This window comes from Agromyces larvae (assembly GCF_022811705.1).
Taxonomy (GTDB): Bacteria; Actinomycetota; Actinomycetes; order Actinomycetales; family Microbacteriaceae; genus Agromyces; species Agromyces larvae.
The window spans coordinates 748,878-762,631 of sequence record NZ_CP094528.1; the positions used below are offsets into that span (position 1 = coordinate 748,878).

Annotated in this window: 9 protein-coding genes; 6 read left to right on the plus strand and 3 right to left on the minus strand. The window is 71.5% G+C overall.

Features of this window, described 5'->3' with window-relative positions:
* The first annotated feature begins 83 nt into the window (after window positions 1-83).
* The 3 genes from MTO99_RS03455 (at window position 84) to def (ending at window position 5,403) form a co-directional block, all read left to right on the plus strand.
* Complete coding sequence (locus MTO99_RS03455; RefSeq protein WP_243556982.1) at window positions 84-3,488, plus strand: pyruvate carboxylase; 3,405 nt, start codon at window positions 84-86, stop codon at window positions 3,486-3,488.
* 92 nt (window positions 3,489-3,580) lie between these two features.
* A complete protein-coding gene (locus MTO99_RS03460) occupies window positions 3,581-4,900 on the plus strand; it encodes a MinD/ParA family ATP-binding protein (protein ID WP_243558932.1) in 1,320 nt (439 codons plus the stop codon).
* An 11-nt stretch (window positions 4,901-4,911) separates the two neighbouring features.
* Complete coding sequence (def, locus tag MTO99_RS03465) at window positions 4,912-5,403, plus strand: peptide deformylase (protein ID WP_243556984.1); 492 nt, start codon at window positions 4,912-4,914, stop codon at window positions 5,401-5,403.
* Between the two features lie 70 nt (window positions 5,404-5,473).
* On the opposite strand, the gene MTO99_RS03470 is transcribed toward def, so the two are convergent.
* Entirely contained in the window at window positions 5,474-7,306 is a 1,833-nt protein-coding gene (locus MTO99_RS03470; RefSeq protein ID WP_243556986.1) for an AMP-dependent synthetase/ligase, read from the minus strand.
* A 147-nt stretch (window positions 7,307-7,453) separates the two neighbouring features.
* Between MTO99_RS03470 and MTO99_RS03475 the strand changes: the two genes are divergently transcribed.
* The 3 genes from MTO99_RS03475 (at window position 7,454) to MTO99_RS03485 (ending at window position 10,593) form a co-directional block, all read left to right on the plus strand.
* Window positions 7,454-8,419, plus strand: coding sequence for an ROK family glucokinase (locus MTO99_RS03475; protein ID WP_243556988.1), 966 nt, complete (start codon window positions 7,454-7,456; stop codon window positions 8,417-8,419).
* A 30-nt stretch (window positions 8,420-8,449) separates the two neighbouring features.
* Window positions 8,450-9,139 (plus strand): lysophospholipid acyltransferase family protein, encoded by a 690-nt coding sequence (locus tag MTO99_RS03480; RefSeq protein WP_243556990.1) that lies wholly within the window; start codon window positions 8,450-8,452, stop codon window positions 9,137-9,139.
* A gap of 125 nt (window positions 9,140-9,264) precedes the next feature.
* Window positions 9,265-10,593, plus strand: a complete 1,329-nt coding sequence (locus MTO99_RS03485) for a class II 3-deoxy-7-phosphoheptulonate synthase (RefSeq protein WP_243558934.1) — start codon at window positions 9,265-9,267, stop codon at window positions 10,591-10,593.
* 52 nt (window positions 10,594-10,645) lie between these two features.
* On the opposite strand, the gene pknB is transcribed toward MTO99_RS03485, so the two are convergent.
* Together pknB and MTO99_RS03495 are read right to left on the minus strand one after the other, a co-directional pair.
* Window positions 10,646-12,532 carry a Stk1 family PASTA domain-containing Ser/Thr kinase gene (pknB, locus tag MTO99_RS03490; RefSeq protein WP_243556992.1) on the minus strand — a complete coding sequence of 629 codons (1,887 nt, stop codon included), beginning with the start codon at window positions 12,530-12,532 and terminating at the stop codon, window positions 10,646-10,648.
* Between the two features lie 120 nt (window positions 12,533-12,652).
* Window positions 12,653-13,747, minus strand: a complete 1,095-nt coding sequence (locus tag MTO99_RS03495) for a LysM peptidoglycan-binding domain-containing protein (protein ID WP_243556994.1) — start codon at window positions 13,745-13,747, stop codon at window positions 12,653-12,655.
* Window positions 13,748-13,754 lie beyond the last annotated feature (7 nt).

A 13,754-nucleotide genomic window follows, 5' to 3' on the forward strand; every position in this document is an offset into this window, starting at 1 on the left:
ATACGTTACCTTTGATCGGCGGGCGATACCTCCGCGTTCGCTGAGCGAGTCCCCACTGCTGAGAACTCCTGAGAAAGGTCTCGATGTTCACCAAGATCCTGGTCGCCAATCGCGGTGAGATCGCCATCCGGGCGTTCCGCGCGGCCGTCGAGCTCGGGGCCAAGACGGTCGCCGTCTACCCCTACGAAGACCGCAACTCGCTGCATCGGCTGAAGGCCGACGAGGCGTATCAGATCGGTGAGCCGGGGCATCCGGTCCGCGCCTACCTCGACGTGGCCGAGATCATCAGGGTCGCGAAGGAGTCGGGCGCCGACGCCATCTACCCCGGGTACGGATTCCTCTCCGAGAATCCCGAGCTCGCCCAGGCGGCGGCCGACGCCGGCATCGCGTTCATCGGCCCGCCCAAGTCGGTGCTCGAGATGGCGGGCAACAAGGTGACGGCGAAAGAGCACGCGATCGCCGCCGGCGTGCCGGTGCTGAAGTCGACCGCGCCGTCGCGCGACATCGAGCAGCTCGTGTCGCAGGCCGACGAGATCGGGTTCCCGATCTTCGCGAAGGCGGTCGCGGGCGGCGGCGGTCGCGGCATGCGTCGGGTGAACACCCTCGACGAGCTGCGTCCCGCGCTCGAGGAGGCGATGCGCGAGGCCGACAGCGCGTTCGGCGACCCGACGATGTTCCTCGAGCAGGCGGTGCTGCGACCGCGCCACATCGAGGTCCAGATCCTCGCGGATGCCACGGGCGAGACGGTGCACCTCTTCGAACGCGACTGCTCGGTGCAGCGACGCCACCAGAAGGTGATCGAGATCGCACCGGCGCCGAACCTCTCCGACGAGGTGCGCCAGTCGCTCTACCGCGACGCGGTCGCCTTCGCACGTTCGATCGGGTACGTGAACGCGGGCACCGTCGAGTTCCTGCTCGACACGGCGGGGGAGCGGGCCGGGCAGCACGTGTTCATCGAGATGAACCCGCGCATCCAGGTCGAGCACACCGTCACCGAGGAGGTCACCGACGTCGACCTCGTGGTGTCGCAGATGCGCATCGCCGCGGGCGAGACGCTCGACGACCTCGGGCTGACGCAGGGCGAGATCCGCCTCCGCGGGGCGGCCCTGCAGTGCCGCATCACCACGGAGGACCCGGCCGCCGGGTTCCGGCCCGACACGGGCAAGATCACGACCTACCGTTCGCCCGGCGGCGCCGGCATCCGGCTCGACGGCGGCACCACCGCATCCGGGGCCCAGATCAGCCCGCACTTCGACTCCATGCTCGCGAAGCTCACCTGCCGCGGGCGCGACTACCCGGCGGCGGTGGCGCGGGCGAAGCGCGCGCTCGCGGAGTTCCGCATCCGCGGCGTGTCCACCAACATCTCGTTCCTGCAGGCGGTGCTCGACGACCCCGCGTTCGTCGCCGGTGACCTGAGCACGTCGTTCATCGAGGAGCGGCCGCAGCTCGTGCGGGGCCGCGTCTCGAAGGACCGCGGCACCAAGATCCTCAACTGGCTGGCGGATGTCACGGTGAACCAGCCGAACGGCGCGGCGCCGATCAGCGTGCGGCCGGTCGACAAGCTGCCGGCGCTCGACCTGGCTGCGCCCGCACCCGACGGGTCGCGGCAGCGGCTGCTCGAGCTCGGCCCGGCGGGCTTCGCGGCGGCGCTGCGCGCGCAGACCCCGCTCGCCGTCACCGAGACCACCTTCCGCGACGCGCACCAGTCGCTGCTGGCGACGCGGGTGCGCACGAAGGACCTGGTCGCGGTCGCGCCGTACGTCGCGCGGCTGACGCCCGGGCTGCTCTCGGTCGAGGCCTGGGGCGGGGCGACGTACGACGTCGCGCTGCGATTCCTCGGCGAAGACCCGTGGGAGCGGCTCGCCACGCTGCGCGGCGCGCTGCCGAACGTCGCCATCCAGATGCTCCTGCGCGGGCGCAACACGGTCGGCTACACGCCGTACCCGACCGAGGTGACCGACGCGTTCGTCCGCGAGGCGGCGTCGACCGGCGTCGACGTCTTCCGCATCTTCGACGCGCTCAACGACGTCTCGCAGATGCGCCCGGCGATCGACGCCGTGCTCGAGACGGGCCACGCCGTCGCCGAGGTCGCGCTCTGCTACACGGGCGACCTGCTGGACCCGGCCGAGGACCTCTACACCCTCGACTACTACCTGCGCCTGGCCGACGAGATCGTCGGCGCGGGCGCGCACATCCTCGCGATCAAGGACATGGCGGGCCTGCTCCGCCCGGCGGCCGCCGAGCGGCTCGTGGCGGCGCTCCGCGAGCGCTTCGACCTGCCGGTGCACCTGCACACGCACGACACCGCGGGCGGTCAGCTCGCCACGCTGCTCGCGGCGAGCCGCGCCGGCGTCGACGCGGTGGACGTCGCGAGCGCGCCGATGGCCGGGACGACGAGCCAGCCCTCGGCCTCGGCGCTCGTGGCGGCGCTCGCGCACACCGAACGCGACACCGGCCTCTCGCTGCAGGCCGTGAGCGACCTCGAGCCCTACTGGGAGGCGGTCCGCCGGCTGTACCGCCCGTTCGAGTCGGGACTGCCCGGCCCGACCGGGCGCGTCTACCGGCACGAGATCCCGGGCGGGCAGCTCTCCAACCTGCGCCAGCAGGCGATCGCGCTCGGGCTGGCCGACGACTTCGAGCTCATCGAGGACATGTACGCCGCGGCGAACGACATCCTCGGCCGGGTGCCGAAGGTTACGCCGTCGTCGAAGGTCGTGGGCGACCTCGCGCTGCACCTCACCGCGGTGCGCGCCGACCCGGCCGACTTCGAGGCGAACCCCGGCAAGTACGACATCCCCGACTCGGTGATCGGGTTCATGGCGGGTGAGCTGGGCGACCTGCCGGGCGGCTGGCCCGAACCGTTCCGCACCAAGGTGCTCGCCGGCCGCGACGTCCGGATCTCGGTGAACGAGCTGAGCGACGACGACCGGGCGGCGCTCGAAGCCGACAGCGCCACGCGCCGGGCACGTCTCAACACGCTGCTGTTCCCCGCGCCGACGCGTCAGTTCGAGCAGATCCGCGAGCTGTTCGGCGACCTGTCGGTCGTCGACACCGCCGACTACCTGTACGGCCTCCGGCCCGGTCAGGAGCACGTGATCGAGATCGACCGCGGGGTGCGGCTCTACGCCGGGCTCGAGGCCATCGGCGAGGTCGACGACAAGGGCATGCGCACGGTCATGACCACCTTGAACGGCCAGTTGCGGCCGGTCTTCGTGCGCGATCGGTCCGTCGCGGTCGAGACCCGGTCGGCCGAGAAGGCGGATGCCTCGCAGCCGGGCCAGGTGCCCGCTCCGTTCTCGGGCGTGGTCACGCTGCAGGTCGAGGTGGGCGCCGAGGTGTCGGCCGGGCAGGCCGTCGCATCGATCGAGGCCATGAAGATGGAGGCGGCCATCACGTCCCCCATCGAGGGGGTCGTCGAGCGGGTCGCCATCCCGAACACCCAGCAGGTCGAGGCCGGAGACCTGATCGTGGTGGTGAGTGCGCGCTAGGCTGGGGCATCGTTCCGCTGGAGAGAGGGGTCTCGGTGGTTGAGCAACAGGGTGAACAGTTCCGTACGGGTCGCACCGGTGGGCACGGGGGCGTGGGCGTGTCGGGCCGGTACGCGGCCGACGCGCACGGTCAGGGAGCGGCCGATCTTCCCGAGAGTCTGAGCGTGCGCGTGGACCTGCCGCCGGCGCCGGTGCGCGAGGCGCCGCCCGACGAGGTCGCGGTCTCCATCGACGAGGTCGCGGTGAATCCCGGCGAGATCGCACCGACCACCCGGTCGATCGAGGTGGTGGCCAGCGGCGGCGGCTACCTGGGTGCGCATCGCCGCGACGCATCGCCGTACGGGGCGCTGCTGGCCGCCGACGCCGACGCGCGCCGGGGCGACACCAGGGTCGAGCCGCGCGCCGACACCGGCGCCCACGACGCCGTCGTCGCGGTCGCGGCCGACCCGGCGGCGCCAGCGGAGGCGCCCGAACCGAGCGAGTCGCTCACCGCCGATCGGCTGATCGACGTGAACCGGGCCACCCGGCCGGTGCCGCATGGCGGCCTGAACCGGTTCCTGTACGAGGCGACCTTCCACATCGTCAACCTCGGCGACTCGGCGAAGGTGCGCGCCCACAAGGCGATGAACGAGCGCATCGGCCGCCGATTCGAAGGCGGTGCACGATTCGTGCCGGTGCTCACCCGCAAGGGCGGCGTCGGGAAGACGACGGTGACGACGCTGCTCGGCATGGCCCTCGCCGACGCCCGCGACGACCGGGTGATCGCGATCGACGCCAACCCCGACCGCGGCACCCTCGCCGAGCGCGTCGACCGGCAGACCCGCGAGACGGTGCGCGACGTGGTCGCCAAGGCCTCGTCGATCGGCGGGTACACCGACTTCTCGACCTTCGTCTCGCGCGATGAGACGCGGCTCGACATCCTCGCCTCGGACACCGATCCGCACCTGTCCGAGGCGTTCGACGACGACGACTACAACATCGTCGCGGCGCTCGCGGCGCGGTATTACTCGATCGTGCTCACCGACTGCGGCACGGGCATCGTGCACTCGGTCATGCGCTCGACGCTCGAGCGTGCCGACTCGATCGTGATCGTCTCGGGCGGCAGCGTCGACGAGGCGCGGCTCGCGTCGGAGACCCTCACCTGGCTCGAGGCGAACGGCTACGGCGAACTCGTGCGCAACGCGGTCGTCGCGATCAACCTCGCCACGCAGGGCACGCACCTCGTCAAGGTCGACGAGATCGAAGCCCACTTCGCGTCACGCGTGCGCGAGATCGTGCGAATCCCCTACGACCCCCAACTCGCCGCCGGATCGGTGGTGCACTGGCAGGGACTCCGCCAGGTCACCCGCGACGCCGCGCGCGAGCTCGCCGCCCTCGTGGTCGAGGGCCTGCCCGTCGAGCGCGGGCACTGATCGGAGGTGCTGTGCCCGAGCGTCCCATCCGCCTGTTCGGCGATCCCGTCCTGAAAACCGTCTCCGCCCCCGTCGAACAGATCGATGACGGCGTGCGCGCACTGGTCGCCGATCTGATCGACAGCGTCCGCCTGCCGGGCCGGGCGGGCGTCGCCGCCTCGCAGATCGGGGTCAACCTGCGCGTGTTCAGCTACAACGTCGACGGCGAGGTCGGATACGTCATCAACCCCGAGATCGTCGAGGTCTCGGGCGAGGTCGAGAAGCTCGACGAGGGGTGCCTCTCGGTGCCGGGCCTCTGGCACAAGACCCCGCGTCATCCGTTCGCCAGGGTCCGCGGCATCGACCTCGACGGCAACGAGATCGAGGTGTCGGGCCACGGACTGATGGCGCAGGCGTTGCAGCACGAGACCGATCATCTCGACGGACTGCTCTACCTCGATCGCCTCGAGCCCGCCGACCGGCGGGTCGCGATGCGCCAGGTGCGCGAGTCCGACTGGTTCTGAGCCGGTTCCGAGCCGGTCATGACGAGGGCCCCGCGGCGTCGCCGCGGGGCCCTCGAATCCGAGCCGGCGCTCAGCCGGCCGTCGAGATGCCCTCGGTGGCGGGAGCGCCCGAGTACATCTCCTCGATCTGGGCGGAGAAGTCCTCGAGGATCACGTTGCGCTTGATGCTGAGCTTCGGCGTGAGGTGGCCGCTGTCCTCGGTGAGCTCGATCGGGAGGATGGTGAACTTGCGGATCGACTCGGCGCGCGAGACCGTCTCGTTCGCGGCGTCGATCGCGCGCTGCACCTCGGCGCGCACGGCGGCGTTGCGGGTGGCCTCGTCGAGGCTCATGCCGGCGTCCTCGCCGTTGTTGTTCAGCCACACCGGCAGCATCTCGGGGTCGAGCGTGACGAGTGCCGAGATGAACGGCTTGCGGTCGCCGACCACGACGACCTGACCGACGAGCGGATTGGCGCGGATGGGGTCTTCGAGGGCTGCGGGCGAGACGTTCTTGCCGCCCGCGGTGACGATGATCTCCTTCTTGCGGCCGGTGATGGTGAGGAACCCGTCGTCGTCGAACGCGCCGAGATCGCCGGTCCGGAACCACTCGCCGTCGAACGCCGCCGCGGTCGCCTCGTCGTTCTTCCAGTAGCCCTGGAAGACGTTGATGCCCTTGATGAGGATCTCGCCGTCGTCGGCGATGCGCACGCCGACCCCGGGCAGCGCTGGGCCGACCGTGCCGATCTTCGACTTCTTCACCAGGTTCACCGTCGCGGGGGCGGTGGTCTCGGTGAGGCCGTAGCCCTCGAGGATGGTGATGCCGAGCGCGTGGTAGAAGTGGCCGAGGCGTGCGCCGAGCGGCGCCGAGCCCGATACCGCGTACTTCACCCGGCCGCCCATGGCCGCGCGCAGCTTGCCGAACACGAGCACGTCGAACAGCTTGAACTTGAGCTTGAGCCCGAGCGGCACCGAGCCGGCCTCGAGCGCGGTCGAGTAGGCGACCGCGGTGTCGGCGGCGGTGCGGAAGATCTTGCCCTTGCCGCCGGCCTCGGCCTTCTGCTCGGACACGTTGTAGACCTTCTCGAACACCCGCGGCACGGCGAGCAGGAAGGTGGGTTTGAAGCTCGCGAGCGCGGGCAGCAGCTGCCGCGTGTCGGGCTGGTGGCCCACGCGAACGCCGCCGTGCACGCAGAGCACCGAGATGAACCTCGCGAACACGTGCGCGGTCGTGATGAACAGCAGCGTCGAGGCGCCGTTCGGGTCGAGCACGACCTCCTCGAGCGCCACCGCGGCGTTGCGGCTCAGCTCGACGAAGTTCGAATGGGTGAGCACCGACCCCTTGGGCTTGCCGGTGGTGCCCGAGGTGTAGATGAGGGTCGCGATGTCGGCGCCCTTCGCGAGCCGGCGACGGCGCTCGATCTCGTCGTCGGGCACCTCGGCGCCGCCCGCGGCGAGCTTGTCGAGGTCGCCGAGGTCGATCTGCCAGACGTTGCGGATGCCGGGCAGGTCGGGGTGCACCTCGTCGAAGCGGGCGAAGTGGTCGGCCGTCTCGGTGATCATCGCGATCGCGCCCGAGTCGCCGAGGTTCCACCGCACCTGCGCGGGGGAGCTCGTCTCGTAGACCGGGACCAGGATGGCGCCGGCGAACCAGGTGGCGAAGTCGATGAGGGTCCACTCGTAACGGGTCTTGCTCATCAGCCCGATCTTGTCGCCCGGCTGGATTCCGGCGGCGACGAGCCCCTTCGCGAGCGCGATGACCTGGGTGTGGAACTCGCGGGTCGTCACGGGCGACCAGCCGCCGTCGGCGGTGGGCAGCGAGAAGAGCACCGAGTCGGGGGTCGCGGCGAGACGTTCGACCAGCAGGTCGGTCGTGTTCGCGTCGGGATCCGCGGGGACGAGCACAGGGGTTTCGAATTCGATCACGGTAGCTCCTTCGGCACCGGAGGGATGGTACGGGGGGGTTCGGGTCGCCGCACGGTTCTTCGGCATGGGTTGACTACACTCTAGTCGGTGCGCCCGACGGCTCCGTCGGGGCATCCCACTCACCCTTGACCCCGGAGGACGACACGCGTGTCCCTTGCGATCGGCATCGACATCGGCGGCACCAAGATCGCGGGGGCGGTGGTCGACGAGCTCGGTGAGATCGTCCGCGCCGATCGCGTCCCGACCCCGGCCGACCCGGCCGCCCTCGAGGACGCGGTGGTCGAGATGATCACCCGGCTCCAGTCGCAGCACGAGGTCGCGGCCGTCGGCGTCGCGGCCGCCGGCTTCGTCGACGCGGCGCAGTCCACGATCTTCTACGCCCCCAACATCGACTGGCGCAACGAGCCGCTGCGCGCGAAGCTCGAGGCTCGCGTCGGCACCACGGTGGTCGTCGACAACGACGCGAACGCGGCCGGCTGGGCGGAGTTCCGGTTCGGCGCCGGCCGGCTGGTGAGCGACATGGTGATGCTCACGATCGGCACCGGTGTGGGCGGCGCGATCGTCGCGAACGACCATCTGTTCCGAGGGGGCTTCGGCGCGGGCGCCGAGCTCGGTCACCTGCGGCTGGTGCCCGGCGGTCACGCGTGCGGGTGCGGCCAGCTCGGATGCCTCGAACAGTACGGTTCCGGGCGCGCCCTGCTGCGCATGGCCGGTGAGATCGCCGACGCCGGCGGCATCGGACAGCGCCTCGCACGGGTCCGCGACGAGCACGGCGGGCTCGACGGCCGGCTCGTCGGCGAGCTCATCGGCGAGGAGGACCCGGGGGCGATCGCGGCCCTGCGTCAGCTCGGCCACTGGATCGGCGAGGCGTGCGCGAGCCTGGCGGCCGTGCTCGACCCGCAGCGGTTCGTCTTCGGCGGGGGAGTGGCCGACGCCGGCGACCTGCTGCTGGACCCGATCCGCGAGGCGTTCGTGCAGCATCTGCCCGCCCGCGGCTACCACCCCGAGCCCGACTTCGTGATCGCCGAACTCGTCAACGACGCCGGCGTGGTGGGCGCCGCCGACCTCGCGCGCGTGCACGTCACCGGTCGCGCGCCCCGGGCCGGCGAGTAGGCTGAGGCGGGTCCGCGGAAGGAGTCCGGGGTGTTCTACTGGATCATGAAGCACATCGTGGTCGGCCCGATCGTGCTGGCGATCTTCCGACCGTGGGTGACCGGCCTCCGCAACATCCCCGCGACCGGTCCCGTGATCCTCGCGTCGAATCACCTCTCGTTCATCGATTCGATCTTCCTTCCGCTGGTCGTGGACCGCACCGTGGTGTTCCTCGCGAAGAGCGAGTACTTCACCGGCAAGGGCCTGAAAGGCTGGGCCACGAGGATGTTCTTCCAGGCCGCCGGGCAGCTGCCGATCGACCGCTCGGGCGGCAAGGCGTCGGAAGCGTCGCTCAACACCGGCCTCCGCGTCCTCGGCGAGGGGCAGGTGCTCGGCATCTACCCCGAGGGCACCAGGAGCCCCGACGGCAAGCTGTACCGCGGGCGGACGGGCGTGGCGCGCATGGTGCTCGAGTCCGGCGCGCCGGTGATCCCGGTCGCCATGATCGGCACCGAGGCGGTCATGCCGATCGGCTCCCGGCTGCCGCGCATCCGCCGCATCGGCATCATCATCGGGGAGCCGCTCGACTTCTCGCGGTTCGCCGGCATGGAGGGCGATCGGTTCGTGTTGCGGAGTGTGACGGACGAACTCGTGCACCACTTGCGCCGACTCAGCGACCAGCAGTACGTGGACGTCTACGCGAGCTCCGTGAAGGAGCAACGCGCCTCGCAGTCGCGATAGGCTCGAAGATCGGTGCCCCTGCGGGGCATCCGCCATCGAACCCGCCCGCGCCGTCGCGCGCCCGAACCATTCAGGACACACCCGTGGAACAGCTCGTCGAGCCCGTCGTGAACGCAGATCCCTCGGTGATCGCGGGCCTCGACTATTGGCGCACGCTGCCGATCAAGCAGCAGCCCCAGTGGTCCGACCTCGACGAGGTGCAGGCGGCCTCGGCCGAGCTCGCCACGCTGCCGCCGCTGGTGTTCGCGGGCGAGGTCGACATGCTGCGCGACCGGCTGGCCGCGGCCTCGCGCGGTGAGGCGTTCCTGCTGCAGGGCGGCGACTGCGCCGAGACCTTCGCGGGCGCCACCGCCGACCAGATCCGCAACCGGGTGAAGACCGTGCTGCAGATGGCGGTCGTGCTCACCTACGGCGCGTCGATGCCGGTGGTGAAGATGGGCCGCATGGCCGGCCAGTTCGCCAAGCCCCGATCGAGCGACACCGAGACGCGCGGCGACGTGACGCTGCCTGCCTACCGGGGCGACATCGTGAACGGCTACGACTTCACGACCGAGTCGCGCACGGCCGACCCGCGCCGGCTGGTCCGCGGCTACCACATGGCCGCGTCGACCCTGAACCTGATCCGCGCCTTCACGCAGGGCGGATTCGCCGATCTCCGCCAGGTGCACCAGTGGAACCGCGGGTTCGCCGCGAACCCGGCGAACATCCGGTACGAGAAGCTGGCGCGCGAGATCGATCGCGCGGTGAAGTTCATGGAGGCGTGCGGCGCCGACTTCGAGGAGCTGAAGCGCACCGAGTTCTACACGGGCCACGAGGGCCTGCTGATGGACTACGAGCGCCCGCTGACCCGCATCGACTCGCGCACCGGCACGCCGTACGACACCTCGGCGCACTTCCTCTGGATCGGGGAGCGCACCCGCGACCTCGACGGCGCGCACGTCGACTTCCTGTCGCGGGTGCGCAACCCGATCGGCGTGAAGCTCGGCCCGACCACGACGCCCGAGACGATGCTCGAACTCGTCGACAAGCTCGACCCCGAGCGCGAGCCCGGGCGGCTCACGTTCATCACGCGCATGGGCGCCGGCAAGATCCGCGACGCCCTGCCGCCGCTGCTCGAGGCGATCAAGGCGAGCGATGCGACGCCGCTGTGGGTCACCGACCCGATGCACGGCAACGGCATCACCACGCCGACCGGCTACAAGACCCGCCGTTTCGACGACGTGGTCGACGAGGTCCGCGGGTTCTTCGAGGCGCACCGCGACGCGGGCACCCACCCCGGCGGCATCCACGTCGAGCTCACCGGCGACGACGTCACCGAGTGCCTGGGCGGCAGCGAGCACATCGACGAGGCCACCCTCGCGACCCGCTACGAGTCGCTGTGCGACCCGCGGCTGAACCACATGCAGTCGCTCGAACTCGCGTTCCTCGTGGCCGAGGAGCTCGCCGCGCGCTGATCGCGGAGCCGTGGAGCCGTGGAGCCGCGGAGCCCGGCCCTCGGGGATCCGGTCAGCCGAAGTTGACCTGGATCTCCGACCCGCGCTTCACGCGCTCGCCCGCGGCGGGCGACTGCACGGTCGCCACCACGGCGCCCTCGAGGAACTCGGGCACGTTCGAGCTCACGGCGAACTCGAGCGCTTCGAGCTGGGCGCGCGCCTGCGCGACCGTCTGCCCGGTGATCACGTTCGGCACCTCGACGAGGTCGGGCCCCTTCGAGACGACGAGGGTCACGGTGTCGCCGGGATGCATCGGATCGGCGTTCGGCGTCTGGGAGACGACGATGCCCGCTTCGACGTCGTCGCTGAACACGTCCTCGCCGTGGCCGACCGTCAGGCCGGCGTCGACGAGCGCGGCCTCGGCGTCGGCGGCGGGCAGGCCGGTGACGTCGGGGATCGGGCCGACCGAGACGACGAGGGTGATCGCACCGCGTTCGGCGTAGGTCGGGGGCAGCGGCGCGCCGCCGCCGTCGAGCAGGGCGATGACCGTGCCCGCGGCCGCGTCGGCCGAGAACTGCTCGACCGCTTCGTCGGCGACGGTGAACTCGCCGAGCGCGGCGCGGGCATCGGCCTCGCTCATGCCGAGGACCTGCGGAACCGTGAGGATGCGCGGCCCGAGCGAGACGAAGAGCCGGACGGCCGACCCCCGCTGCGCCCGCGCGCCGGCCGCGGGATCGGTGCCCGAGACGAGCCCTTCGGCGACCACCGGGTCGTTGCGTTCGTCGAGCACCACGGCGAATCCCGCGTCCTCGAGCACGTCGGTCGCCGCGTCGGGCGTGAGCGTCGCGGTCTCGGGCACCGCTTGGAGTGCGCCGGGCCCGGCGCCGAAGTACCAGCCGGTGCCGGCGGCGAGGCCGGTGAGCAGCAGCACGAACGCGAAGATCCAGTAGCCGCGCCGGTGCCGGCGTTGCGCGGTCGCCGCGAGCTTCGAGGCATCCGTCTCGCCCGGCTCGTCGGTCGCCGGCGCGACCGCCGCGCTCGAGATCGCCGGATCGAGGACGCGGGTGGCCGCGAGCGGAGCGGTCTCGCCCATCGCGCTCGTGACCGGCGCGGTCGCGAGCAGGGCCGCGTCGGCGGTGCCGCGCACCAGCGGCTCGATCTCGCGCAACCGCAGCAGCAGTTCGCGCGCGTCGGACGGCCGCTCGTTCGGGTCGCGCGCAGTCGCCCAGTGCACGAGCTCGTCGAGCTCGTGCGGAACGGCCGGGTTCTTCGACGAGGGCTGGGGCACGCTGTCGTTCGCGTGCTGGTAGGCGATCTGCATCGGCGCCTCGCCCACGTAGGGCTGCTCGCCCGTGAGCATCTCGTACATCATGATGCCGAGCGCGTAGATGTCGCTGCGCGCGTCGGCGACGCCGCGGGTGACGAGTTCGGGCGAGAGGTACGCGATGGTGCCCAGCAGCGCCTGGCCGGTCGCGGTGTTCGCCGAGACGGCCCGGGCGAGCCCGAAGTCGCCGAGTTTGATGCGGCCGTCGTCGGCGAGCAGCACGTTCTCGGGCTTCAGGTCGCGGTGCACGATGCCGGCCTGGTGGGCCGCGGCGAGACCGGCGACCACCGCGTCCATGATGTCGACGGTCTGCTCGGGCGTGAGGCGCTTGTAGTCCTTCAGCAGGTCGCGCAGGGTGATGCCGGGCAGGTACTCCATGACGAGGTACGCCATGTCGGCGTCCTGGCCCTGGTCGAACACGTTCACCACGTTCGGGTGGGCCAGACGCGCGGCCGAGCGCGCCTCCTGCACGAACCGGGTCTTGAACGTGTTGTCGTCGGCGAGGTGGCCGTGCATGATCTTGATCGCGACGCGACGCTCGAGGCGCAGGTCGGTTGCGAGGTAGACGGTCGCCATACCGCCCCGAGCGATGCGCGACCGCACCTGATAACGGCCGTCGATGAGACGGCCGATCATAGGGTCGGGCGGCGGCGTGGTCACCGTTCGAGTGTAGGGATCGGGGCATTCCGTGCGCCGGATACACACCGGGGCGATGCGGATCGCAATCCCATCGTGATGCGGCGGTGCGACGCGGCGTCAGCCGAGCTCGGCGAGCCAGGCACGCGCCTGCGCCTCCCACTTGGCGTAGTGGTCGGGGTGGGCGCTCACCTGCACCGCCTGGGCCGCCTGGGTCACCGTCATCGATTCCCACCCGGGGATGTCGAGAAGGCCCCTGGTGCGGCCGGGATTCGGGTTCGCCGCGCCGCCGTAGAACGCGGTCGCCGCGCGCACCGGGTCCATGACCTCGTCGACGGTGCCCCACCCCTGGCTCGGCCGTTGCTGGAAGAGGCCGAGCGAGTCGGCGTCGCCGGTCGGGGAGTTCTTGAGACCCGATTCCTGCGCGGCCGCGGCGAGCGCGATGACGATGCCCTGGTCGGGCACGCCGAGGCTGCGGCCGACCTGGATGATGGTCACCGCGTTCTGCCGGGTCTCCTCGGTGAGCGGCATCGAGACGGATGCCACGACCTCGACGGGAACCGCCGGTGCCGCCTCGGGGGCGGGCACCGGTGCGGGCGCGGGTGCGGCCTCGGGCGCCGGGGCCGGGTCGGGTGCGGCGGTGGGCAGCACGAGCTGCTCGCCGGGGAAGATGAGGCTCGTGCGGTCGAGTCCGTTCGCGCTCAGCACCGCGTCGACGTCGAGGCCGTGGGCGGCGGCGATGCCGCTGACCGTGTCGCCCTCGACGACGGTGTGCCGGGTGAGGTCGGGGGCGGCGGCCGGCGGCTGGTGCGGTTCGCCGCCCGCGCGGAGCAGCAGGCGCTGGCCGGGGAAGATGAGGGTCGACCAGCCGAGGCCGTTGAGCGCGAGCACCTCGGCGGTGGCGAGTCCGAATCGCTCGGCGATGCCGCTCACGGTGTCGCCCGCGACCACGACGTACTCGGCCGGAGCGGTGCCGGCCACGGATGCGCGCACGGCGGTGCTGGGGCGCACCCGGTGGGATTCGGCTTTCGCCTTCGGCTGGCGCTTGGGGACGGGCGGTGCGGCGGCGTCCGCCGGGGGAGCGATGCCCAGCGTCACGGCCACCGCCCCGAGCAGCGCGATCGGCGCGGCGAGGATCCGGCGCAGGCGCCGCGGCTCGCCGTCGGCCGTCTCGGGCTCGAATCCGATGCGGCGCGGATGTCTCCGACCCTCCATCGTCCCC